Here is a 22,627-nt window from a genome sequence, read left to right on the forward strand (position 1 = left end):
GTAACTGTGGGCACCGGGCATTACACCGTTTAGCTCAAGTTGAGGTTGAGTCCGGGCCGACAAAACATATTGCGAATATATTTGCGCTCTTCTGCATAATGATTCAGAATTGATTCCATGACTACTGGGTTCTCGGTCGCGGTCGCCGGTGCCAGCGGATACGCAGGCGGGGAGATCTTGCGCTTGCTGCTGTCGCATCCGGCATATGCCGCAGGTCGCCTGCGCATTGGAGTACTTACCGCCGGTTCCAACGCCGGAAGTAACCTCATCGAGCATCACCCGAACCTCACGCCACTGGCTGACCACAAATTACAGCCCACCGATCCCAAGTTGTTGCGGGGTCATGACGTGGTGTTCCTCGCGTTACCCCATGGATCCTCGGCAAAGATCGCCGACGAATTGGGACCGCAGACCCTCATCATCGACTGTGGTGCAGACTTCCGGCTGACCGATGCCACGGCATGGGAGCGGTACTACGGGTCAAAACATGCGGGAAGTTGGCCATACGGACTGCCCGAACTTCCGGGCGGACGCGCTGCTCTGCATGCCGCAAGGCGCGTGGCAGTGCCCGGGTGCTACCCGACGGCGGCGCTGCTCGCGTTGTCGCCCGCGGTGGCGGCGGGTCTTGTGGAGCCGTCGGTCACCGTTGTGGCGGTGAGTGGCACCACGGGCGCGGGACGCGCCGCCAAGGCCGACCTGCTCGCCTCCGAGGTGATGGGGTCCGCGCGGGCCTACAACGTCGCTGGGGCTCACCGGCATACCCCCGAAATCGCTCAGGGGCTCAAGCATCCGTCTGGCAAGCCGGTGAGCGTGTCCTTCACTCCCGTGCTCGTCCCGATGCCTCGTGGCATTCTCGCCACCTGCACCGCACCGACCACGGCCACCCTGGCTGAGATCCGCGATGCGTACGAAGAGGCCTATCGCACCGAAGAGTTCATCCACGTGCTGCCCGAAGGGCACCTGCCGACCACGAAGGCGGTATCGGGGAGTAACGCGGCACACATCGGCCTCGCCGTCGATCCCGATGCCGGCGTGCTGGTAGCCATTGCGGCGATCGACAACTTGGTCAAGGGCACCGCCGGAGCTGCCGTCCAGTCCATGAACCTTGCGCTCGGCTGGCCCGAGGCCGACGGCCTTTCTATCGTGGGAGTAGCACCGTGACCACTGAATCCGTGACCTCACCTCTCGTGCGCACGCAGGGTGTGACCGCGCCCGCAGGTTTCAAGGCCGCCGGAATCAGCGCCGGTATCAAGGTTTCCGGAAGGCCGGACCTTGCGCTGGTGTTCAACGAGGGGCCCGATTACGCCGCGGCAGGGGTCTTTACCCGAAACAAGGTGAAGGCTGCTCCGGTGCTGTGGTCTCAGCAAGTGCTCACCACGGGCCGCCTGCGTGCGGTCATCCTCAACTCCGGTGGCGCCAACGCCTGCACCGGCCCGCAAGGATTTCAGGACAGCCACGCCACCGCGGAGGAGGTCGCCAAGACCCTCAGCGACTGGGGGACCGAGACCGGCGCCATCGAGGTTGCGGTGTGCTCCACCGGATTGATCGGCGACCGGTTGCCCATGGACAAGGTGCTGACCGGAGTGCAGGAGATCGTGCACGAACTGGCCGGGGGACTCGGAGGCGGAACCGACGCCGCGCATGCCATCATGACCACCGATACCGTGCCCAAAGAGGTTGCACTGCACCATAAAGCAGGTTGGACGGTAGGCGCCATGGGCAAGGGCGCGGGCATGCTCGCTCCGTCTCTGGCCACCATGCTGGTGGTCATCACGACCGATGCCGCGGTATCGGCCGAGCAGCTGGATTCGGCGCTGCGGGCCGCTACCGCACGTACCTTCGACCGGCTCGATGTCGACGGCAGCTGTTCCACCAACGACACGGTGCTTCTGTTGGCCTCAGGGGCCAGCGAGATTACCCCCGACCCAGCGGAATTCGCCGAGGCGGTAGCGCAGGTGTGCGACGATCTCGCCGCCCAGTTGCAGGCCGATGCCGAAGGCGTCACCAAACGGGTTCTGATCACCGTCGCCGGCGCCGCCAGCGAGGACGACGCGGTTGCCGCCGCGCGGACCGTCGCTCGGGACAGTCTGGTGAAAACAGCACTGTTCGGTTCCGACCCCAACTGGGGCCGGGTGCTGGCCGCGGTGGGTATGGCGCCGATAGATCTCGATCCGGATCGAGTTACGGTGTCGTTCAACGGAAACCTGGTGTGCGCCAATTGCACCGGACAGCCGGGCGCTCGCGATATCGATTTGTCCGGACCGGATGTCGAGGTACTCATCGACCTCGGCGCCGGGGATCACACGGCGACCATCCGGACCACCGATCTATCGCATGCCTACGTCGAAGAGAATTCGGCGTACAGCTCATGAAGGCCCCGAAGAAAGCGCGCGTACTGGCAGAGGCTCTGCCGTGGCTCAAGAAGCTGCACGGCACCATCGTCGTGATCAAATACGGCGGCAACGCCATGACCGACGATGACCTCAAGAACGCTTTTGCCGAAGACATGGTGTTCCTGCGTAACTGCGGTATCCATCCTGTCGTCGTGCACGGAGGCGGCCCGCAGATCACCTCGATGCTGAAAAAGCTTGGCGTGTCCGGCGAATTCAAGGGCGGCTTTCGGGTCACCACCCCGGAAGTGCTCGATATCGCACGCATGGTGCTGTTCGGCCAAGTGGGCCGCGAACTGGTCGGGTTGATCAACGGACACGGACCGTACGCCGTGGGAATCACGGGAGAGGACGCGCAACTCTTCACCGCCGTTCGGCGGACCGCGACGGTCGATGGCATCGAGACCGATATCGGTCTGGTGGGCGATGTGGCACAAGTGAATCCGGAAGCGATCCTCGATCTGATCGATGCCGGGCGCATCCCGGTGGTATCCACCCTCGCCCCCGATGCGGACGGCGTGGTGCACAACCTCAATGCCGACACCGCTGCCGGTGCGCTCGCCGAAGCCCTTGGCGCCGAACGGCTTCTGATGCTGACCGATATCGAGGGTCTGTACACCGACTGGCCCGATCGGGAATCGTTGGTCACGGAGATCGCGGCCGAAGATCTGCGCGCGCTCCTTCCCAGCCTGGAATCGGGCATGATTCCCAAGGTCGAAGCGTGTCTCCGTGCGGTGGACGGCGGAGTGCCCAGTGCCCACATCATCGACGGGCGCGTCGAACACTGTGTCTTGGTCGAGCTATTCACGGACGAGGGTGTCGGAACGATCGTCAGGAGCAGCCATGAATAGAGCGAGTATCAGCAGCACCAGCCAGACTCAGCAGCGCTGGGAACACGTCATGATGAACAACTACGGCACACCACCTGTCGTCCTTACCGAAGGCGACGGTGCCGTCGTCACCGATGCCGACGGCAAGCGGTATCTGGATCTATTGGGCGGTATCGCCGTCAATGTGTTGGGTCACCGTAACCAAGCGGTCATCGATGCCGTCACACAGCAGCTCTCCACGCTGGGGCACACGTCGAATCTGTACGCGACAGGGCCCGGCATCGAACTCTCCGAGGCGCTCATCGCGCGGCTGGGCGTTCCCGGCAAGGTCTTTCTCTGCAACTCCGGCACCGAAGCCAACGAGGCCGCATTCAAGCTGACTCGGCTTACCGGACGGACCAAAGTCGTAGCGGCCGAGGGCGCGTTCCACGGCCGCACGATGGGATCGCTCGCGCTCACCGGCCAGCCGACAAAGCAAGCGCCATTTGAGCCGCTACCCGCGGGAGTGGTCCATGTGCCGTACGGAGACCTGTCTGCCATTGCGGCCGTCGTGGATGGTGATACTGCCGCGGTCTTCCTGGAACCGATCATGGGCGAGGGTGGAGTGGTTGTCCCGCCGGAGGGCTACCTCGCCGGCGTACGTGAGATCACCGCCCGCCACGGTGCGCTACTGGTGCTCGACGAGGTGCAAACCGGAATCGGCCGCACGGGTACGTTTTTCGCACACCAACAGGTCGGTATCACCCCCGATGTCGTCACCTTGGCCAAGGGCCTCGGCGGTGGGCTACCCATCGGAGCCTGCATCGCGACCGGAGCCGCCGCCGACTTGCTGACCCCTGGTATGCACGGCAGCACGTTCGGAGGCAATCCGGTCTGTGCCGCAGCAGCACTGGCGGTGCTTCGGGTGCTCGACGAAGAGAACCTCATCGACCATGCTGCCGCTGCGGGGAAGTCGTTGAGTCACTCCATCGAAGAGCTCAACCATCCCTTGGTCGACCGTGTGCGCGGTGCGGGATTGCTCCTGGGCATCGTCTTGAACGAGCAACGAGCCAAGGCTGCCGAGTCGGCCGCACGCGAGGCCGGGTTCCTAGTCAACGCCGCCGCGCCCGACGTGCTGCGGCTGGCGCCTCCGCTGATCATCACCGACGAACAGATCGGGGAGTTCATCGCCGCATTGCCGGCAATCCTCGACACCGCTGCAGAACAGGAGCAGGCATGATTCAGCCGAAGTCACTTCGCCATTTTTTACGAGACGACGATCTCTCACCCGCGGAGCAGGCCGAAGTCCTCGCGCTGGCAGCTGAACTCAAGAAGGCGCCGTTCTCGCGGCGTCCGCTGGAGGGCCCGCGTGGCGTCGCCGTCATTTTCGAGAAGAATTCCACTCGAACCCGGTTCTCCTTCGAGATGGGTATCGCGCAGCTGGGCGGTCACGCGGTGGTCGTCGACAGCCGGACGACTCAACTCGGTCGCGAAGAGACGCTTGAGGACACCGGACAGGTGCTGTCCCGGTACGTCGAAGCCATTGTGTGGCGGACCTACGCGCAGGAACGCCTGACCGCCATGGCAAGCGGTGCCTCCGTCCCTATTGTCAATGCCCTGTCCGACGACTTTCACCCGTGCCAGGTGCTCGCCGATCTGCAGACGCTCGCCGAACGCAAGGGCTCGCTGGCCGGTCTGCGTCTGACGTATCTCGGGGACGGTGCGAACAACATGGCGCATTCGTTGATGGTCGGCGGTGTTACCGCCGGTATCCACGTGACGATCGCAGCACCCAATGGGTTTGCGCCGCACGTTAAGTACGTGACGGCCGCCGAGAAGATCGCCGCGAACACGGGAGCTTCGGTGACCGTGACGGCCGACCCGCGGGCCGCCGCGGCCGGCGCCGACGTCCTTGTCACCGATGCCTGGACGTCGATGGGGCAGGAGAATGACGGGCTCGACAGGGTCCGGCCGTTCCGGCCGTTCCAGGTAAACCACGAGCTACTTGGCCTGGCAGATTCCGAAGCCATTGTCCTACACTGCCTTCCCGCTCATCGCGGTGAGGAGATCACCGATGAGGTGATCGACGGGCCGCGCAGCGCCGTCTGGGACGAGGCCGAGAACCGGTTGCACGCCCAGAAGGCACTGCTGGCGTGGCTGTTGGAGCAGCGATGATCCGCCTCGAGTGGGCGGTACCCCCAGTCTGCGCGAAGAGCCAAGGGCACAGACGATGACGGCCGCGCACGCGGCCGATACCCGGGCCGGCCGGCAGGCCCGGATCGTGGCGCTGCTGTCCACTCAATCGGTGCGCAGCCAGGGCGAATTGGCCGCACTGTTGGCCGCCGAGGGCATCGAGACCACCCAGGCCACCTTGTCCCGGGATCTCGACGAGCTCGGGGCCGTCAAACTCCGCGCCGCCGACGGCGGAGTGGGGGTGTACGTGGTACCCGAGGACGGCAGTCCCGTTCGTGGGGTGTCCGGCGGCACCGACCGGCTATCCCGGTTGCTGGGGGAGCTGCTGGTATCCACCGACGCCAGCGGTAATCTCGCGGTGCTGCGTACACCGCCCGGTGCCGCTCACTATCTCGCCAGCGCGATCGATCGCGCCGCGTTACCCGACGTTGTCGGGACCATCGCGGGGGATGACACCATTGCGGTGATCGCCCGCGAACCCATGACCGGAGCCCAGCTCGCCGCACAGTTCGAACAGCTTGCTTAAGAGAGAGATGACATGACCACCCAATCGACAACGTCTGACCGCGTAATCCTGGCCTACTCGGGCGGTCTCGATACCTCCGTGGCGATCAGCTGGATCGGTAAGGAGACGGGCCGCGAGGTGGTGGCCGTCGCCATCGACCTCGGTCAGGGCGGCGAGGACATGGAAGTGGTGCGCCAGCGCGCCCTCGACTGCGGTGCGGTCGAAGCCGTTGTCGTCGATGCCCGCGACGAATTCGCCAATGAATACTGCCTGCCCACCATCCAGTCCAACGCGCTGTACATGGATCGGTACCCGCTGGTGTCGGCGATCAGCCGCCCGTTGATCGTCAAGCACCTGGTTGCCGCGGCGCGCGAGCACGGCGGTGGGATCGTCGCCCATGGCTGCACTGGCAAGGGTAACGACCAGGTGCGATTCGAGGTCGGCTTCGCCTCGCTGGCACCGGATTTGGAAGTGCTGGCACCGGTCCGTGACTACGCCTGGACCCGTGAGAAGGCCATCGCGTTCGCCGCGGAGAACGCGATACCGATCAACGTGACGAAGAAGTCGCCGTTCTCGATCGATCAGAACGTGTGGGGCCGTGCGGTCGAAACAGGCTTCCTGGAAGACCTTTGGAACGCGCCGACCAAGGACGTCTATGACTACACCGAAGATCCGACCCTCAATTGGGGTGCGCCCGACGAGCTGATCGTCAGCTTCGACAAGGGCGTTCCGACCGCGATCGACGGCAAGCCGGTCACCGTGCTGGAGGCCATCGTCGAGCTCAACCGGAGGGCGGGCGCACAGGGTGTGGGTCGCCTGGACGTCGTGGAAGACCGGCTGGTCGGCATCAAGAGCCGTGAGATCTACGAGGCCCCGGGGGCGATGGTCCTCATCACCGCGCACGAGGAACTCGAACACGTGACCCTGGAGCGTGAACTCGGCAGGTACAAGCGCGGCACCGATCGCAAGTGGTCGGAGTTGGTGTATGACGGCCTGTGGTACTCACCGCTGAAGCGCTCGCTCGAGGCATTCGTCGCCGACACCCAGCAGCATGTCTCGGGGGACATCCGGCTGGTGCTGCACGGTGGAAACATCGCGGTGAACGGTCGTCGCAGCGCCGAGTCTCTGTACGACTTCAACTTGGCCACCTACGACGAGGGCGACAGCTTCGATCAGACGAGCGCCAAGGGCTTCGTACACATTCACGGTTTGTCCTCGAAGATCTCCGCGCAACGGGACCTCGCGGGGAAGTGAGCACCAACGAAGGCTCCCTGTGGGGCGGCCGGTTCGCCGGCGGTCCGGCTCCCGCGCTGGCGGCGTTGAGCAAGTCCACCCATTTCGATTGGGTCCTGGCGCCCTACGACATTCGGGCATCGATCGCTCATGCCCGGGTGCTCCGGAAGGCGGACCTACTCACCGACGATCAGCTGTCCGCGCTGGTCGACGGTCTGCAACGGCTGGACCGCGACGTCGCGTCGGGGGCGTTTGCCCCGGCCGACACCGACGAAGATGTGCACGGTGCACTCGAACGCGGGCTGATCGAACGAGTGGGGCCCGATATCGGCGGCCGCTTGCGTGCCGGTAGGTCCCGAAATGATCAGGTGGCCACACTATTTCGAATGTGGCTGCGCGACGCGGCCGGACGCGTTTCCGACGGTGTGCTCGACGTTGTGCAGGCACTGGCCGATCAGGCCGGTGCGCATCCCGAGGCGATCATGCCGGGCAAGACCCATCTGCAGGCAGCTCAACCGGTACTGCTGGCGCATCATCTGCTGGCGCACGCGCAACCACTGCTGCGCGATGTGGATCGTCTCGTCGACTGGGACCGACGCACCGCCGTCTCACCCTACGGAGCCGGGGCACTGGCAGGGTCCTCATTGGGACTGGACCCGGATGCCATCGCCTTGGATCTGGGTTTCACCGCAGCCGCGGATAACTCGATCGACGCCACATCGGCACGTGATTTCGCAGCCGAGGCCGCCTTTGTTTTCGCCATGATCGCCATCAATTTGTCGCGGCTGTCGGAAGACATCATCTTGTGGGGCACCACTGAATTCGGATACGTCACCCTTGATGACTCATGGTCCACGGGTAGTTCGATCATGCCCCAGAAGAAGAACCCGGACATCGCGGAGCTGGCGCGCGGTAAGTCGGGACGACTGATCGGCAACCTCACCGGCCTGCTGGCTACCTTGAAGGCGCAGCCGTTGGCATACAACCGGGACCTGCAGGAAGACAAGGAGCCACTGTTTGACTCGGTGGCCCAGCTGGAGTTGCTCCTGCCCGCGATGGCGGGGTTGGTCGCCACGCTGCGATTCCACACCGATCGCATGGCACAGCTTGCTCCCGCGGGATTCACCCTGGCCACCGATCTGGCGGAATGGATGGTGCGTCAAGGCATCCCGTTCCGCATCGCGCACGAGGCAGCGGGGGAGGCGGTTCGTGTAGCCGAGGCCCGCGGCGTCGGTCTTGAAGACCTCACCGACGACGAGTTCGCGGCCATTCACCCGGAGCTGACGGGCGAGGTACGTGACGTACTGACCACCGCCGGGTCCGTCGCCTCACGCAGTGCGCGCGGCGGCACCGCCCCCGAGCGGGTTGCTGAGCAGCGTGAGCTGGTATCGGCGCGTCTGAACGTGCTGCGCGGTCCGAGCGGCAATCAACCAGGCTAATATCCAGCCATGGACGGTGAGCCGGACCCGACGTCATCGGGCCCCGGTCCGGGGGGTGGGGTACCGGACGACCCAAACGCAGTATGGCGCCGCCCCGGTGCCGCGGAACCGGTGGGGGCTGGCTCCATCGTCTCGGAAAACCCCACGCTGCCTGCGCCGCGAAGTGCTGTCGGCCGGTTGACCGCATGGGTCCGCTCGTGGTGGCACGACCTTGAGTTCGTTCAGATGTGGCATGTCGTGGCGGTGGCGGCGATTCTTGCTACCGCAGGCTTCGGTGGTCTTGACACCGTTGATAAAACAACGAAGTCGTTCACCGTGGGGCAGCCATTTGACAATAATCAGTTCGTCATCGTGGTGAAGAACGCCAGAATTGTTCCCGAGGTCGTTGGCGATGGCCGCGTGCTGGCTAAAGCAATGCCGGGGCGCGTCTACCTTGGCGTGACTGCCCAGATCATGAACAAGGCCGCGATGCCTGGCAGCGTGTCGGAAATGTTCTCCTTGCCGAAGGTTCCTGATGTATGGAGTGCCGACATGATTGCTAGAGACCAACCCAGCAGTTTCCGCGTGCACGACCAGTCACCGCTGTTCGTTCTGCAGCCTGGACTGACCGAAAACGCGGTGGTGATCTGGAATGTTCCCGCTGCTGCGGTAAAACAGGGATCAAATGTCGAGGTGCAGGTGCCCTTTCGCAAGTATGCGGCGTCAGGCTACGTAATCTACGGAGCCAGCTGGCGTGATACCGCCGATCACGCATCGGTTCTGGTCCCTGTCGAGGCTCCGAAATGAATCCGATGAAATGGGCAACGCCACGCATCGAATCAGCGCCCCTGCGGATCGGGATGACCATCTGCCTAGTGGTCGTGGCGCTGGCGGCCTCGGTGTATGTATGGCGGCGGCTGCCGTATGCCACAGACGTCGCCGCACCATTTGAGGTGCATGGTTCGGCCGGCACCGAGGTCACCGGACGGCTGTTTTCGGTGACCGTCACGAAAGCCGGAATAGCACCGGTGGTCAAACACACCGGTGTACTGCCCAAGGCGCGCAATCTGCAGGCTCAAGGGCAATGGATAGTGGTGAAGGCAACGGTCACCTCATTGATTGACGCTGATGGAGCCTCGGCTCGTCTGGTCCTTGATGACAAGGTGTTTTTGCCTGATGACCGTCTGCGTTACTCAACGTTGGACACCGCGCCGTTGAGTCCTCTTATACCGGTCACGGGCGTGTACGTATTCGAGGTACCAACCGACTCCGTCAACAGGTCCCCGGTCGCACAGCTCGGCCTCATCTATGAGAAGCCCAAAATAGTGGGCGAACCCGCGAAGTGGGATTCCGCGTTGCTGATCGATATTCCTCTCGATCCACAACATGCACCACGCGCAGCGGTGATCGCGTTGCCCGCCAACAAAGCAGGTACGCCGTGACTGAAACCTATGAGCCCTCTGCAGCCAAGCATCGACGTTCCAGCGTGCATAATCTGTTCTCGCGGCTGTGGTTTCGCAATACGGTCGCCGGAGCCGTCGCCGCCGTGACCATTGTCGCAATCGGGTTCCTATCATTTCGCGAACCGTGGAACACCTATCGGGCGAGCGTGACTCCGCAGCACACCGTGCCCGCGGGGCAGTCGCAAATCATCGACGGCCAGATGTGGGAATTGGGCCCTATCCGACATCTTGGCAAGTGGCCTCGTGCGTTCAGCTCAACCATTCCGAAGGGGACCGAGATTTCCGTGGTCACCATCAAACGTTCCGGGCCCGCGCCGCAAACCTATTGCCGCGCACGAATCACCGACGGCGCGCATGCATGGTTGGCCGAAAGCTACAGCGGAATTCCGTTCCCAGACGGCACCTCGGATATGTGCTCCAAACCGGGCTCTCTTCTGTTCGCCTTCGTTGTCCCTGAGCAGATACGTGCCACGTCCGTCGACATCATGGACGGGGACCGAATCTCGGTCAGGCTGAACATCCCTGATTAAGGGCCGGGCGGAGCCATTGAGCTTTGATTGGGCGACAGGGCTGGATCCGGGTAGTCGAGCACTTCTTCAGACTCGGCGACAGGTGCGGGTGTCAGTTGGTGCTCAGCGCGTTCCACGCAATGCGCGAAGACCGATGCGATGAGGCAAACGCGCAGCGTCGCAACCAAAATGCCCGAGAGCGCGGCAAGGATCGGTCCGACTCCGGTCCAGAAGTACTCAGGGTGGGGCCCGAGCAGCCAGGCGAACCCGCGGGTCAGATACCCACCAACTTGCATCTGCGGTCGATAGAAACTATCGGCCATGTCCAGCCACGACAAACATAAGTACAGCAGCACGTATGTGGCAATAACCACGAAGCCGCCATGCAGCACCAAGCGTGCCGAATCAGCGATGGGACGGAACTTTCCGAACTGGGACAGGGCAAGTTCGCGGGTCTTACTGCGTGCGCCGTCGGATACGCCCGACAAACGACTTTGCACGCGACCTGCGGTGGGTGCCAACCGGTCCGCCACCAGATCGCCCTGAGAGCCCACGACCGTCCGCAGCACGCCACGCCAACTGGCCTGATTCGATGAGCCGTAGATAATTCCGGCGATGGCGAGCCAGATCAACGGAACACCCGCTCCGCTAAAGGCGGTGCTCACCGCGTCGGTCAGTATGTTCCACACGACTTCCAGCGGACGGAAGTGAGAGAACAGTTCTGCGCGAGTCGTTTCTGCCCAAACCACAATCCTTCGTTCCTTGAACCATGTGGCCGGCTTGAGGAAGAAGGTCAGTCCCTTACTTGCGGAGAAGGTGAGTACGAGAAACACCCATAACGCATCCAAATACACCTGGATCAGCACAAACCATGTGGGCAGTCGTTCCTTGATGGGCTTGATCTTCAGGACGAATCGGAGCACAAAGGCTCCCACGATGAGGAACCAAACAATGTCGCTGACCGGCAGGTTAGACGGGTCGAACTGGTTGACTTCACCGGGCACATGTGCGGCCTCGCGGCGAAGCCCGACCTTTCCCTCGAAGGCGATCCAGTCGTCGGCAAACATCTGCCATGCCCAGTAAATGGCAAAGAACGGCAGCACAACATTTGCGAACAGATCGAGATTCTTCAATGACGCTCTCGGTGTCGCCGCCAGCGACGGGATCGCCGACCGCAGCACCAAGAACATGGCGACGATGGAACCAAGCCGGGCCAGACCCGCGAAAGGCATCAGGAGGTCGGCCCACAAATAGTTCTTCCAACCAAGCTGCGCCGCCAATTCGATCGCGATGTTGCGCCCCAGCAGGCCCAACAGATAGCACGCCGCAAGTTGCGGCAGGTACATCACCCAGAGGCGTAGCGGCCTCAGCAACAGATTCCCCACCGCGCCATCGTAGAGGCTCGCACCACACTGCCGCCTCCGATCAGGTGACAGGGATTTGGTCAGTCGGGTACGCCCATTGTGACAGGATGAGCGGGCCCTCACCTGGGCATCCCGGGTGGACGATCGGTATCTAAGGAGCAGCAGTGGCCTTCAATCTCTCCTCCTTGACCAAGCCTGTCGCACGCCTGGCAGCCACCGCGCAGAACGGGCTTGAGGTCCTGCGCCTCGGTGGCCTCGAGACCGGCAGCACCGCGTCATCGCACCAGATCGTCGAGAGCGTGCCCATGTACCGGTTGCGCCGCTACTTCGCGCCGGGCTCGGCCGGGGCAGAAGACGCCGGGCCGGTCGTCCTCATGGTTCATCCGATGATGATGGCCGCGGACATGTGGGACGTCACTCAGGACGGTGGCGCCGTTGGCATGCTGCATCGGGCCGGTATCGACCCGTGGGTCATCGACTTCGGCAGCCCCGACCGGATGGCCGGAGGTATGGAGCGCACTCTGTCCGATCACGTCGTTGCGATCAGTGACGCCATCGAGACGGTGCACCGTATCACCGGCCGCCAGATACACCTGGCCGGTTACTCCCAGGGTGGCATGTTCTGCTATCAGACTGCGGCACTGCGAAAGTCGCGCACCATTGCGAGCATCATCACCTTCGGCTCGCCGGTCGACGCCAACGCCGCGATGCCCATGGGTATGCCGGCCGGGCTTTCGGCCGATATTGCCGAATTCATGGCCGACCACGTATTCAGCCGATTCTCCATTCCGGCATGGTCAGCACGGCTCGGCTTCCAGATGCTGGATCCGGTCAAGACCATCAGGGGCCGCCTCGATTTCCTGCGGCAGCTGCACGACCGGGACGCGCTGCTCCCACGCGAGCAGCAGCGCAAATTCCTGGCCAATGAGGGCTGGATCGCATGGTCCGGTCCGGCGATCGCCGAGCTGCTGCGTCAGTTCGTGGTGCACAACCGCATGACCACCGGCGGCTTCACCGTCAACGACCGGGTGGTCACCCTCAGTGACATCACCTGCCCGGTTCTGGCGGTCGTCGGCGAGGTCGACGACATCGGACAACCCGCTTCGGTGCGTGGCATACTGCGCGCCGCTCCCAAGGCCGACGTCTACGAATACCTCATCCGCGCAGGTCATTTCGGTCTGGTGGTCGGCTCGACCGCCGTCGCTCAGACCTGGCCGACAGTCAGCCAATGGGTGCAATGGCGCGAAGGCGAAGCGTCGAAACCCCCGTCAGTGGATCTCATGTACGAGCACGAGGCCGGCCAACTCGACGGCGGCGGCGTCCCGCTCGCTTCCCGTGTGGCACATGGCCTGAGCACCACTACCGAGGTCGCCATCACGGCTGCCCGCACCGCGGGAGCAGCCGCGGCGGCCGCCAACAAGTCGGTGAAATCGATTGCCGTCGAGGCAGTTCGCACGCTTCCGCGGTTGACACGCTTGGGGCAGATTCACGATCACACCCGAATCTCGATGGGCCGGTTGATGACCGAACAGGCGCGTCGCACCCCGCACGGCGAGTGCTTCCTCTTCGACGGCCGCGTGCACACCTATGAGGCAGTCGATCGCCGCATCAATAACGTGGTCAAGGGCCTCATCGAGGTGGGAGTCCGTCAAGGCGTGCGGGTGGGCATTCTCATGGAGACCCGTCCCAGCGCCTTGGTCGCCATCGCCGCGTTGTCGCGTCTGGGTGCCGTCGCGGTCTTGCTGCCGCCGGATGCTGATCTCGAGGTCGCCGTCAAGTTGGGGGAGATCTCCGAACTACTCACCGACCCGCCGAACCTTCCTGTTGCACAGAGCCTTCCGGTCCATGTGTTGGTACTCGGCGGCGGTGAGTCGCGCGACCTGGCCATTCCCGATGACGGCTCAACCATCGACATGGAAAAGATCGATCCTGACGCCGTCCAACTACCCGGGTGGTACCGGCCGGATCCCGGTCAAGCCCGTGACCTGGCATTTGTGATGTTCAGTGGCACCGGCGCCAAGCTGCTGCCGAAACAGATCACCAATCATCGGTGGGCGCTGTCGGCGTTCGGCACCGCGTCGGCCGCCGCGCTCAGCTCCACCGACACCGTGTACTGCCTCACGCCGCTGCATCACCAGTCCGGGCTGCTGGTCAGCATCGGCGGAGCGGTGGCCGGCGGTGCGCGAATTGCCTTGTCGCGCGGGCTCGATCCCGATCGATTCGTCCAGGAGATCCATCAGTACGGCGTCAGCGTGGTGTCCTATACCTGGGCCATGATGCATGAGGTTATCGACGATCCGGCGCTGGCCCTCGGCGCGCATCATTCGGTCCGCCTGTTCATCGGATCGGGCATGCCCGCAGGTCTGTGGCGACGGGTCACCGAGAAGTTTGAGCCCGCTCATGTCGTCGAGTTCTTCGCGACAACCGACGGCGAGGCGGTGCTGGCCAACGTGTCCGGCACGAAGGTCGGCAGCAAGGGTCGCCCCCTACCCGGCGGCGGCAAGGTGCGGCTGGCCGCGTACGACCCCATCGAGGACGTGATCATCGAGGGGGAGGACGGCTTCGTGCAGATCGCCGAACCCGGGGAGGTCGGCCTGCTGTTGGCGAAGCCGCCGGGAGACGTTGACCCCACCGCTGCGGTGCGACGCGGCGTATTCGCGCCCGGCGACACCTGGGTGTCGTCTGAGTTCCTGTTCCGCCGGGATGAAGACGGTGATTTCTGGATGCTTGACGGTCGGGGAACCGCGATCCGAACGGCGCGGGGTGTTGTGTATGCCGAGGCCACCAGCAACGCGCTGGGCGCTCTGGGTGCCATCGATCTGGTCGCGACTTATCCGGTCGAATCGGGCGAAACCACGCTTGCGGTGACGGCAGTGGTGTTGCGGCCCGGCGAGGCGCTATCGCCCGCGGATCTGGCCGAAGCGTTTGCCGCGGTCCCGATCACCGAACGTCCGGACATCATCAAGGTGGTTCCGAATCTGCCGTTGAGTGCCTCCTACCGGCCGTCGACGACACACCTGCGGGATTTGGGCCTGCCGAAGCCGGGCCGGCAGACGTGGCACCTCGATCCGGAATCGGGCACCTACCACCGACTTACTGCCGCGACGGTTGAGGCGCTGCAGGGCGCGGCCCGCTAGGGCGCTGCAGGGCGGGCCCACCCACACGCCACCGCCTCGCCTTCTGCTGCTGATGTGGCGGGGTGTTGTTAGGCTGACGTCCGCGATACCGGAAGGAACTCGTCATGCCGACACGCCCACGTGCCCTCGCGGGTACCGCGCTGGCCACGGTTGGCCTCTGCGCCGCCTTGGCGTTCGGGCCCGGTGCCGGCACCGCCCGCGCCGACGTACTGGATGACATCGCGCACGAGTACTCGACGGGCACCAGTGGTGGTCAGGTCTCCAACCTGGTCCGCACCTCGCTGCAGCTGCGTGCAAAGGGCGCCCAGGTCAGTTCGGCACAGAACGATGCCCTCAAGGCCGCCCTGGACAAGCGTCCCAGCCAGATGCCGCTGATCAACACACTGAAGTCGGTCATCGCAGTGCAGACGCAGTTCCTCAAGGCCGCCCAGAAGCCGCAACAGCCTGTCCACATCGGCATCAGTGGCACCAACGGAACCAACAACCCGAACGGTGGGCCTCCCAACGTCAATCCCGGACCGGGTATCGGCGTCAGTGGGGGCGGCGGTCAGCAGATCTTCAACCAGAACATCCCGCTGGGCTGATCGCACCGATATGCCTCTTGACGCCGCACTCTTAGCCATCTTGGTCTGCCCGGTCGACCGCGGGACACTCCTGCTCATCGGCAGCGATACCGACGGCCTCCTCTACAACCCCCGCCTGCGCAAGGCCTATCGGATCGAGAATTCGATCCCTGTGCTGTTGCCGGACGAGGCACGCGAAGTGTCCGACGAGGAGCACCAGCGCTTCACTGCGTGATGCTGGGCAGCTCGCCGGTCAGATATCGCTGAATGTTCGGCCCCACGGTGAGGGCAATCTGCTCTGATGTCAGCGAGGCCAGCGGTTCGATCGCCAGGATGTACCGGCCCACCAAGATGCCGGCCATCTGTGTGATCGCGAACTCGGCCCGCAGCACGCCACTGCCGACGGGATTGTCGACGCGCTCGGCGATGATGTTGACCAAGACCTCGCGGAAGAAGACCCGCACCAACCCGTCGTCGGCACCCGCCAGCGCCGAGCGGAACACCGCCAGCACATTGGCGCCGAGGTCCGAGTCCCACAACGCGACGATCAGCCGGGGGATCGCGACCCCCAGTTCGTCGACCGGAACCTCGCGCAGGGGTTGCAACACCACACTCGGATCGACCGGCAGCTGCACCACCTCACGGAAAAGATCGAGCTTCGTCCCGAAGTAGTGGTGGATGAGCGCGGGGTCCACTCCCGCGTCGGCGGCAATGGAACGCATCGAAGTCTTGTCGATTCCGTTGACCGAGAATAGTTTTCGAGCACTCGCGAGAATGTCGTCACGGGTGTTGCTGGTACCCGGACGACGCCCGGGCCGCTTTGAACTCACCGACATCACGTTACTGAACTATCGCGCCCCCAGGTAGCGCCGCGCGGGGGCGGGCAGAGAGCCCGCGACGGTCAAGCACAATCGGGGAGTGAGCGCCGAGATTCTCAAGACCCACCCGGTAAAGGCCGCGCAGCGCCTGCTCGGCGCCACCATCGAGTCGCGTGGCGTACGGGCACTGATCGTTGAGGTGGAGGCGTACGGGGGCGTGCCGGACGGCCCGTGGCCCGATCCTGCCTCTCACTCGTTTCGCGGCCCGACGAACCGCAACCGGGTGATGTTCGGGCCTGCCGGCCACCTGTACGTGTACCGAAGCCACGGAATTCACCTGTGCGCCAATGTGGTGTGCGGCCCGGACGGTGTCGCCTGCGGTGTCTTGATGCGTGCCGCGGCGATAGTCGATGGTGTCCCGATCTGTTGGCAACGACGTCCGGCGGCGCGCAACGACGCGAGTTTGGCCCGCGGCCCCGGCAACTTGGGTGCCGCGCTCGCAATCACCCAGGAGGACAACGGCGTCGACGTCTTCTCCGCCGCCAGCCCGGTGCGCATCGTGTTGAGTCGTGCACGGAAGGCGCAGTCCGGGCCACGTGTGGGTGTCAGTCTGGCAGCGGATCGTCCGTGGCGGTTCTGGTTGCCCGAATATCCGGAGGTATCTGCGTACCGGCGCAGTCCCCGTGCACCACAACCGGGTACTGGTGAACATGGGTAGCGATAGTCGTTGCGGGAGCACTTGCGGTGATCGTCAATCGCTTGGCGGCCGATCTCATGCTGCCCGACGCTGTCCCGTCGGCGCTGGGTCTTCTCATCACGTATCCCCGGCATGAGGAGACCCACGACGCACCCAGGCATTGCCGCCGGATTGGCTGTCCGAGCTCGAATTGCGCGAACTCATCATGGCGATCTCCGACGACTTAGTCGGGCCGCCGGGACAGGACTGGGACGAGCGGTATCCGGCACGCTGAACCCGATAAGGGATGATCGTCTCCGTGGCTTCCCCGACTAACGATCCTCGCGCCAGCGGCTCATCCATCCTCGACGAGCTGACCTGGCGCGGCCTCATCGCGCAGACAACCGACCGCGACGCGCTCGCGGCCGATATCGCGAAGGGCCCGATCAGTGTCTATGGGGGCTTCGACCCCACCGCGGCGAGCCTGCACGCCGGGCATCTGGTTCCGCTGCTCACGCTGAGCCGATTCCAGCGGGCGGGGCACCGGCCGATCGTGTTGGCTGGGGGAGCGACGGGACTCATCGGAGACCCGCGGGACACCTCCGAACGCAGCCTGCACGGCGCCGACACCGTGGCCGAGTGGGCGGGCCGAATTCGTGGCCAGCTGGAGCGTTTTGTCGAATTCAGTGACAGCCCAACCGGAGCCATCGTCGCGAACAACCTTGACTGGACCGGCCAGCTCACCGCCCTGGAGTTCCTGCGCGATCTAGGCAAGCACTTCTCCGTTAACGTCATGCTCGACCGCGACACCATCCGCCGGCGGCTGGAGGGCGATGGCATCTCCTACACCGAGTTCTCGTACATGTTGCTGCAGGCCAACGACTACGTGCAGCTGCACCGAAAGTACGGCTGCTCGTTGCAGATCGGTGGCTCCGATCAGTGGGGCAACATCGTGGCCGGGGTGCGGCTCGCCCGCCAGCTCGATGGCGCCTCGGTGCATGCCTTGACCGTTCCGCTGGTGACCGCGGCCGATGGCACCAAGTTCGGTAAATCCACCGGAGGCGGCAACCTCTGGCTCGATCCGGAGATGACGAGCCCCTACGCCTGGTACCAGTACTTCATCAACACCGCCGACGCCGACGTGGTGCGGTACCTGCGCTGGTTCACGTTCCTGTCCGCCGACGAGGTCGACGAGCTGCAGACGGCGACGACGGAACGCGCGCATGAGCGCGCAGCGCAGCGCCGATTGGCCGCCGAGGTCACCACGCTGGTCCACGGTGAAAGCGCCACGCAGGCTGTCGAACACGCCAGCGGTGCGCTGTTCGGCCGTGGCGAGCTGGACCGCCTCGACGAGGGCACCCTGACTGCCGCCCTCACCGAGGCCGGAAACGGGGAGCCAGCCCGGCTCGCCGACGGCGAACCCGACACCATCGTGGATCTCCTGGTGAGCAGCGGACTTTCGGAAAGCAAGGGCGCCGCACGCCGCACCATCAAGGAGGGTGGCGTCTACGTCAACAACACGCGGGTCGACGCCGAGGACTGGGCGCCGAGTGATGGCGATTACCTCACCGGGGGCTGGTTGGTACTGCGCCGCGGCAAGCGGAATATCGCCGGGGTTCAGCGAGTCCGCTAGTTCTACGGCCCACTAGGTCCATTGGGGTTCAACAGATTCCTTCACCTTGCCGTCCTCACCGAAGATGAGGAAGCGGGTGAAGGTCCGCGCGAACCATCGATCGTGAGTGACCGCGATGACCGTGCCGTCGAAGGCCGTCAGCGCGTCCTCCAGCGCCTCCGCCGAGTGCAGGTCGAGGTTGTCGGTCGGCTCGTCGAGCAGCAGCAGGGTTGAACCCATCAGCTCCAGCAGCAGGATCTGAAAGCGGCCCTGTTGTCCGCCGGACAGCGAGCCGAAGGTCTGCTCGGCGGATGCTGCCAACCCATAGCGGTCCAGGATTCGTGACGCCTGCTCGCGCCCGTGTCCGGCGCGCCTCTCGTCCCCGTGATGCAGGATGTCCAGCAGTGTGCGGTCCATCAGTCCCACATGATGGTGCGTCTGCGCGAACCAGCCGGGACGTACCCGAGCACCCAACCGGAGTCGTCCGCCATGGCGCACCGGCTCGGGAATCATCTCGCCAACCGGCAGCTGATCCTGCTCCGGGTCGGTGCCGCCGCAGGCCAGCAGCCGCAGGAAATGTGACTTGCCGGTTCCGTTACCGCCCAATACCGCGACCCGGTCGCCGTACCACAGCTCGGCATCGAATGGGCTTGTGAGGCCGGTTAATTCGAGATTGTCCGCGATCACGGCACGTTTGGCGGTGCGTCCGCCCGCAAGACGCATGCGCACGTTCTGTCGCAACGGCACCGCTTCGGGCGGCCCCGCCTCGTCGAACCGGCGCAGCCGGGTCTCGGCGGCCTGCAGCCGGCTGGCCATATCGGAGTTATAGGCCGCCTTCTGCCGGTACATCAGCACCAGATCGCGCAGCGCCGCCCGCTGTTCATCCCAGCGGCGACGCAATTCGGCGAGTTTGGCATTGCGGTCCGCGCGGGCCTGGTGATACGTCGCAAACGAACCCGGATGCACCCACAAGGTCGATCCGGACCGTGTGGGTTCCAGCGTGGCGACCTGTCCGGCCGCGCGATTGATCAGCTCGCGGTCGTGGCTGACGAACAGGACGGTCTTCGGAGACTCGGCGAGCTTCTCCTCGAGCCAGCGCTTGGCCGGGACATCGAGATAGTTGTCGGGCTCGTCGAGTAGCAGCACGTGGTGGGGTCCGCGCAGCAGCGATTCGAGGACCAGCCGCTTCTGCTGACCTCCGGAGAGCGTGTTGACCCCGCGAAATCTGGCGAGCTCGTAGGGAATTCCGAGTGCGGCCATGGTGTGCACGTCACATTCGGTCTCGAACTCGTAGCCGCCCACATCGGCCCAGTCGGCCAGTGCTTGCGCGTATTTGAGCTGATCGGGCTCGCTGTCGCGCTCCATGAGCACCAGCTCCGCACGGTCCAGGCGCTCGGCGGCCAACCTGACGCGATCGGGTGCCACCGACAGCAGTAGCTCGCGGACCGTCGAATCGTCACGAACCGATCCGATGAACTGCCGCATCACTCCGAGCTGCCCGCCACGGGTTACGGCTCCGTCGTGTGGATCGGCATCACCGGCGATGATGCGCAACAGTGTCGTCTTGCCGGTCCCGTTGGGGCCGATCAACGCCGTTTTACTGCCCTCACCTACGCGCAGGCTGACATCGTGAAGTAGTGCTCTGCCGTCCGGGAGGTGGTAGCCGATGGCATCGAGCTGCACATGGCTCATGACGCCTAGTCTGCGGAACCGGTCACATACATCGCCACCGAATTTCCGGCGGAGGGCTCGCTACCGGCATACTCGCGCTATAGAAGGAGGTGCCCGTGGACCAGCGAGGACCCAGGCAGCAGGGCCCGAGAAGGCAAGGCCCGAGTCGGCCCGCACGCGATTCGGGTGCCCAACGCGACGACCGCGGCGGTGGCTCTGCACGTCCACACCGGTCGGATGAGCGCGGCGGCGAGCGCCGTCAGCGTTCCGACGAGCGCGGCGGTGACCGCCCGCGACGGGATCAGGGACCGCGCCCGCGGCGCACCGATGACCGACCGGCTCCACGAAACTTCGGCCCCGTCATTCCCGACGAGGTGGAGGCCAAGCAGCTCGCTCCGGATGTCCGCGCCGAATTGCTCAGTCTGGACAAGAACACCGCGGAGACGGTGGCCCGGCATCTGGTGACCGCCGGCAACCTGCTGGACGAGGACCCCGAGACCGCTCTTGCGCATGCGAAGGCCGCCAAGAGCCGCGCGGCCCGGATCGCGGCTGTCCGTGAGGCGCTCGGCATCGCCGCGTATCACTGCGGAGATTGGGCGCTGGCGTTGTCCGAACTGCGTGCGGCCAAGCGCATGGGCACCCGCTCACCGCTGCTGGCGCTGATAGCGGACTGCGAACGGGGTGTGGGGCGGCCCGAACGCGCTCTTGAGCTCGCTCGCGGAGATGAGGCCAAGGCCCTCACCGGCGACGCCGCCGACGAACTGCGCATCGTCACCGCCGGAGCGCGCGCCGATATGGGGCAGCTCGATCAGGCGCTGGCGGTGCTCTCCACTCCGGCACCGGATCCCAAGCGCGTCGGCGTGGTCGCGGCGCGGCTGTTCTACGCCTACGCGGACATCCTGTTGGCGCTGGATCGCAAACCCGAAGCAGTGCAATGGTTCCTGCACGCCGCCAATGCCGATGTCGAGGGCCACACGGACGCCGAGGATCGGGCCGCCGAACTTGCCTGACACACTCGCCGGCTCGTACGACTGCCTGCTCCTTGACCTTGACGGCACGGTGTTCCGGGGTGCCGAACCCACCCCCAATGCGATTGCGTCCCTGGCCGCCGCCGGCGATGCCCGGCAGCTGTACGTCACCAACAACGCCAGCCGTTCCGCACCCGAGGTGGCCGAACACCTGACCTCGCTGGGTTTCACCGCGGCCCCCGGCGACGTTGTTACGAGTGCGCAAAGCGCGGCCAGACTGCTCGCCGAGACCCTCGGGCGTGATGAGGCGGTACTCGTGGTCGGTACCGAGGCGCTGGCGGCGGAGGTGGCCGCCGTCGGCCTTACGCCGGTGCGCAGCTTCGACGAGGACCCACGCGCTGTCGTGCAGGGACATTCGCCGGACACCTGCTGGACGACCCTCGCTGAGGCCGCCCTGGCCATCCGGGCGGGTGCGTACTGGGTGGCGGCCAATGTCGACGCGACGCTGCCGACCGAGCGGGGCCTGCTACCCGGAAACGGGTCGATGGTCGCCGCGCTGCGCACCGCCACCGATGCCGATCCGGTAGTGGCCGGCAAGCCGGGGCGCGCACTCATCCAGGACGCGCTGGCGCGCGGCAGCTTCACCCGGCCCCTCGTGGTCGGGGATCGCCTCGATACCGACATCTCCGGGGCCAATGGTGCGGGCCTGCCCAGCCTCATGGTGCTTACCGGTGTGAACAGCGCCATCGACGCGATCTGGGCGGACACCACGCACCGGCCCACGTTCTTGGGAACGGATTTGAGCGCACTGCATCTCCCGCTGGCCGATGTGCGTATCGAATCGAAGCCGTCGTGGCAGGTCTCCGTGGGTGCAGATCAGGTGTCGGTCGGGTCCAACGACTCCACTGGATCACCCTTGTCGCTGGCCCAGGCGCTGGCGGCCGCGGTCTGGGGGACGGATCCAGCCCCTGCCATCAGGCCCATCGTCGCCACCGATGACCTAGCTGAACACGCCTTGCAGCAGCTTTCTGCCGGATAGTGTGTCGTCGGCCCGGCCACGTCGGGGAGATCCACTAGCCTTGAGCGCGATGACCACCCCGAACGATGTCGCGCGCCAGACCGCCGGACCTGACCCCGATGAGGTCAGGTCACAGGTAGAGGCGCTGCTGGGTCAGCTCGATCAGCACACCGGCGCGGGCGAAACCGAGGCCGAGGTGGACCTGGAGAACCAGGCTCAGGTCCTTGAGCAAGCCCATGAGGTGTTGGTCCGAGCACTGGAATCCGCGGAGCAAGGATAG

The 22,627-nt window shown here is 64.8% G+C and carries 22 protein-coding genes and 1 pseudogene; 20 read left to right on the forward strand and 3 right to left on the reverse strand.

Translation table 11 applies throughout. The annotated features are described in order from the left end of the window. Window positions 1–117: 117 nt before the first annotated feature. Genes argC through BKG76_RS21810 form a run of 11 tightly spaced genes read left to right on the forward strand, consistent with a single transcriptional unit; the run spans window position 118 to window position 10,541 of the window. Complete coding sequence (argC, locus tag BKG76_RS21760; protein ID WP_070939762.1) at window positions 118–1,161, forward strand: N-acetyl-gamma-glutamyl-phosphate reductase; 1,044 nt, start codon at window positions 118–120, stop codon at window positions 1,159–1,161. Next, the gene (gene argJ / locus BKG76_RS21765; protein WP_070939763.1) at window positions 1,158–2,372 is read left to right on the forward strand and encodes a bifunctional glutamate N-acetyltransferase/amino-acid acetyltransferase ArgJ; all 1,215 of its coding nucleotides are present in this window, start codon (window positions 1,158–1,160) and stop codon (window positions 2,370–2,372) included. The genes argC and argJ overlap by 4 nt, the downstream gene beginning before the upstream one ends. Next, entirely contained in the window at window positions 2,369–3,241 is an 873-nt protein-coding gene (argB, locus tag BKG76_RS21770) for an acetylglutamate kinase (protein WP_070939764.1), read from the forward strand. The genes argJ and argB overlap by 4 nt, the downstream gene beginning before the upstream one ends. Continuing rightward, complete coding sequence (locus BKG76_RS21775; RefSeq protein ID WP_070939765.1) at window positions 3,234–4,439, forward strand: acetylornithine transaminase; 1,206 nt, start codon at window positions 3,234–3,236, stop codon at window positions 4,437–4,439. The genes argB and BKG76_RS21775 overlap by 8 nt, the downstream gene beginning before the upstream one ends. Beyond that, window positions 4,436–5,374, forward strand: coding sequence for an ornithine carbamoyltransferase (gene argF, locus BKG76_RS21780; RefSeq protein WP_070939766.1), 939 nt, complete (start codon window positions 4,436–4,438; stop codon window positions 5,372–5,374). The genes BKG76_RS21775 and argF overlap by 4 nt, the downstream gene beginning before the upstream one ends. Before the next feature lie 55 nt (window positions 5,375–5,429). Beyond that, window positions 5,430–5,918 (forward strand): arginine repressor, encoded by a 489-nt coding sequence (locus BKG76_RS21785; protein WP_070940055.1) that lies wholly within the window; start codon window positions 5,430–5,432, stop codon window positions 5,916–5,918. 12 nt (window positions 5,919–5,930) lie between these two features. Beyond that, window positions 5,931–7,151 carry an argininosuccinate synthase gene (locus tag BKG76_RS21790; protein WP_070939767.1) on the forward strand — a complete coding sequence of 407 codons (1,221 nt, stop codon included), beginning with the start codon at window positions 5,931–5,933 and terminating at the stop codon, window positions 7,149–7,151. Continuing rightward, window positions 7,148–8,569, forward strand: a complete 1,422-nt coding sequence (gene argH / locus BKG76_RS21795; protein ID WP_070939768.1) for an argininosuccinate lyase — start codon at window positions 7,148–7,150, stop codon at window positions 8,567–8,569. The genes BKG76_RS21790 and argH overlap by 4 nt, the downstream gene beginning before the upstream one ends. Before the next feature lie 9 nt (window positions 8,570–8,578). Continuing rightward, a complete protein-coding gene (locus BKG76_RS21800; protein WP_070939769.1) occupies window positions 8,579–9,355 on the forward strand; it encodes a hypothetical protein in 777 nt (258 codons plus the stop codon). Between the two features lie 53 nt (window positions 9,356–9,408). Further along, complete coding sequence (locus BKG76_RS21805; protein ID WP_070940056.1) at window positions 9,409–9,990, forward strand: hypothetical protein; 582 nt, start codon at window positions 9,409–9,411, stop codon at window positions 9,988–9,990. After that, window positions 9,987–10,541 (forward strand): hypothetical protein, encoded by a 555-nt coding sequence (locus tag BKG76_RS21810; protein WP_070939770.1) that lies wholly within the window; start codon window positions 9,987–9,989, stop codon window positions 10,539–10,541. The genes BKG76_RS21805 and BKG76_RS21810 overlap by 4 nt, the downstream gene beginning before the upstream one ends. Here BKG76_RS21810 and BKG76_RS21815 read toward each other — a convergent pair. Beyond that, window positions 10,538–11,905: a hypothetical protein gene (locus tag BKG76_RS21815; RefSeq protein WP_070939771.1), complete on the reverse strand. Its 1,368-nt coding sequence runs from the start codon at window positions 11,903–11,905 to the stop codon at window positions 10,538–10,540. The two genes, BKG76_RS21810 and BKG76_RS21815, sit on opposite strands and share 4 nt — an antisense overlap. 143 nt (window positions 11,906–12,048) lie before the next feature. On the opposite strand from BKG76_RS21815, the gene BKG76_RS21820 reads away from it, so the two are divergent. The 3 genes from BKG76_RS21820 to BKG76_RS21830 all read left to right on the forward strand — a co-directional run bounded on the left by BKG76_RS21820 (window position 12,049) and on the right by BKG76_RS21830 (window position 15,819). After that, window positions 12,049–15,021, forward strand: coding sequence for an acyl-CoA synthetase (locus tag BKG76_RS21820; protein WP_070939772.1), 2,973 nt, complete (start codon window positions 12,049–12,051; stop codon window positions 15,019–15,021). Between the two features lie 104 nt (window positions 15,022–15,125). After that, window positions 15,126–15,605: a hypothetical protein gene (locus BKG76_RS21825; RefSeq protein WP_070939773.1), complete on the forward strand. Its 480-nt coding sequence runs from the start codon at window positions 15,126–15,128 to the stop codon at window positions 15,603–15,605. Window positions 15,606–15,615: 10 nt separating this feature from the next. Then, on the forward strand, window positions 15,616–15,819 hold the full coding sequence (locus BKG76_RS21830) for a Trm112 family protein (protein WP_070939774.1): 204 nt from the start codon (window positions 15,616–15,618) through the stop codon (window positions 15,817–15,819). Here the strand turns inward: BKG76_RS21830 and BKG76_RS21835 are convergent. Beyond that, window positions 15,809–16,414 carry a TetR/AcrR family transcriptional regulator gene (locus tag BKG76_RS21835; protein ID WP_109420974.1) on the reverse strand — a complete coding sequence of 202 codons (606 nt, stop codon included), beginning with the start codon at window positions 16,412–16,414 and terminating at the stop codon, window positions 15,809–15,811. The two genes, BKG76_RS21830 and BKG76_RS21835, sit on opposite strands and share 11 nt — an antisense overlap. 88 nt (window positions 16,415–16,502) lie before the next feature. Here BKG76_RS21835 and BKG76_RS21840 point away from each other — a divergent pair, with 88 nt between their 5' ends. The 3 genes and pseudogenes from BKG76_RS21840 (at window position 16,503) to tyrS (ending at window position 18,711) form a co-directional block, all read left to right on the forward strand. After that, the gene (locus tag BKG76_RS21840) at window positions 16,503–17,120 is read left to right on the forward strand and encodes a DNA-3-methyladenine glycosylase (protein ID WP_070939776.1); all 618 of its coding nucleotides are present in this window, start codon (window positions 16,503–16,505) and stop codon (window positions 17,118–17,120) included. 130 nt (window positions 17,121–17,250) lie between these two features. Beyond that, window positions 17,251–17,373: pseudogene (locus tag BKG76_RS24940) on the forward strand (ADP-ribosylglycohydrolase family protein); the annotation flags it as partial. A 12-nt stretch (window positions 17,374–17,385) separates the two neighbouring features. Beyond that, entirely contained in the window at window positions 17,386–18,711 is a 1,326-nt protein-coding gene (tyrS, locus tag BKG76_RS21845; protein ID WP_070939777.1) for a tyrosine--tRNA ligase, read from the forward strand. 12 nt (window positions 18,712–18,723) lie between these two features. On the opposite strand, the gene BKG76_RS21850 is transcribed toward tyrS, so the two are convergent. Beyond that, window positions 18,724–20,382: an ABC-F family ATP-binding cassette domain-containing protein gene (locus BKG76_RS21850; protein WP_070939778.1), complete on the reverse strand. Its 1,659-nt coding sequence runs from the start codon at window positions 20,380–20,382 to the stop codon at window positions 18,724–18,726. Window positions 20,383–20,735: 353 nt separating this feature from the next. Between BKG76_RS21850 and BKG76_RS21855 the strand changes: the two genes are divergently transcribed. Genes BKG76_RS21855 through BKG76_RS21865 form a run of 3 tightly spaced genes read left to right on the forward strand, consistent with a single transcriptional unit; the run spans window position 20,736 to window position 22,627 of the window. Then, the gene (locus BKG76_RS21855; RefSeq protein WP_070939779.1) at window positions 20,736–21,371 is read left to right on the forward strand and encodes a hypothetical protein; all 636 of its coding nucleotides are present in this window, start codon (window positions 20,736–20,738) and stop codon (window positions 21,369–21,371) included. Continuing rightward, entirely contained in the window at window positions 21,364–22,368 is a 1,005-nt protein-coding gene (locus BKG76_RS21860) for an HAD-IIA family hydrolase (protein WP_083338165.1), read from the forward strand. The genes BKG76_RS21855 and BKG76_RS21860 overlap by 8 nt, the downstream gene beginning before the upstream one ends. A gap of 49 nt (window positions 22,369–22,417) precedes the next feature. Then, the gene (locus BKG76_RS21865; RefSeq protein ID WP_070939781.1) at window positions 22,418–22,627 is read left to right on the forward strand and encodes a hypothetical protein; all 210 of its coding nucleotides are present in this window, start codon (window positions 22,418–22,420) and stop codon (window positions 22,625–22,627) included.

It is taken from the genome of Mycobacteroides franklinii, assembly GCF_001853795.1.
GTDB classification, from domain to species: Bacteria; Actinomycetota; Actinomycetes; order Mycobacteriales; family Mycobacteriaceae; genus Mycobacterium; species Mycobacterium franklinii.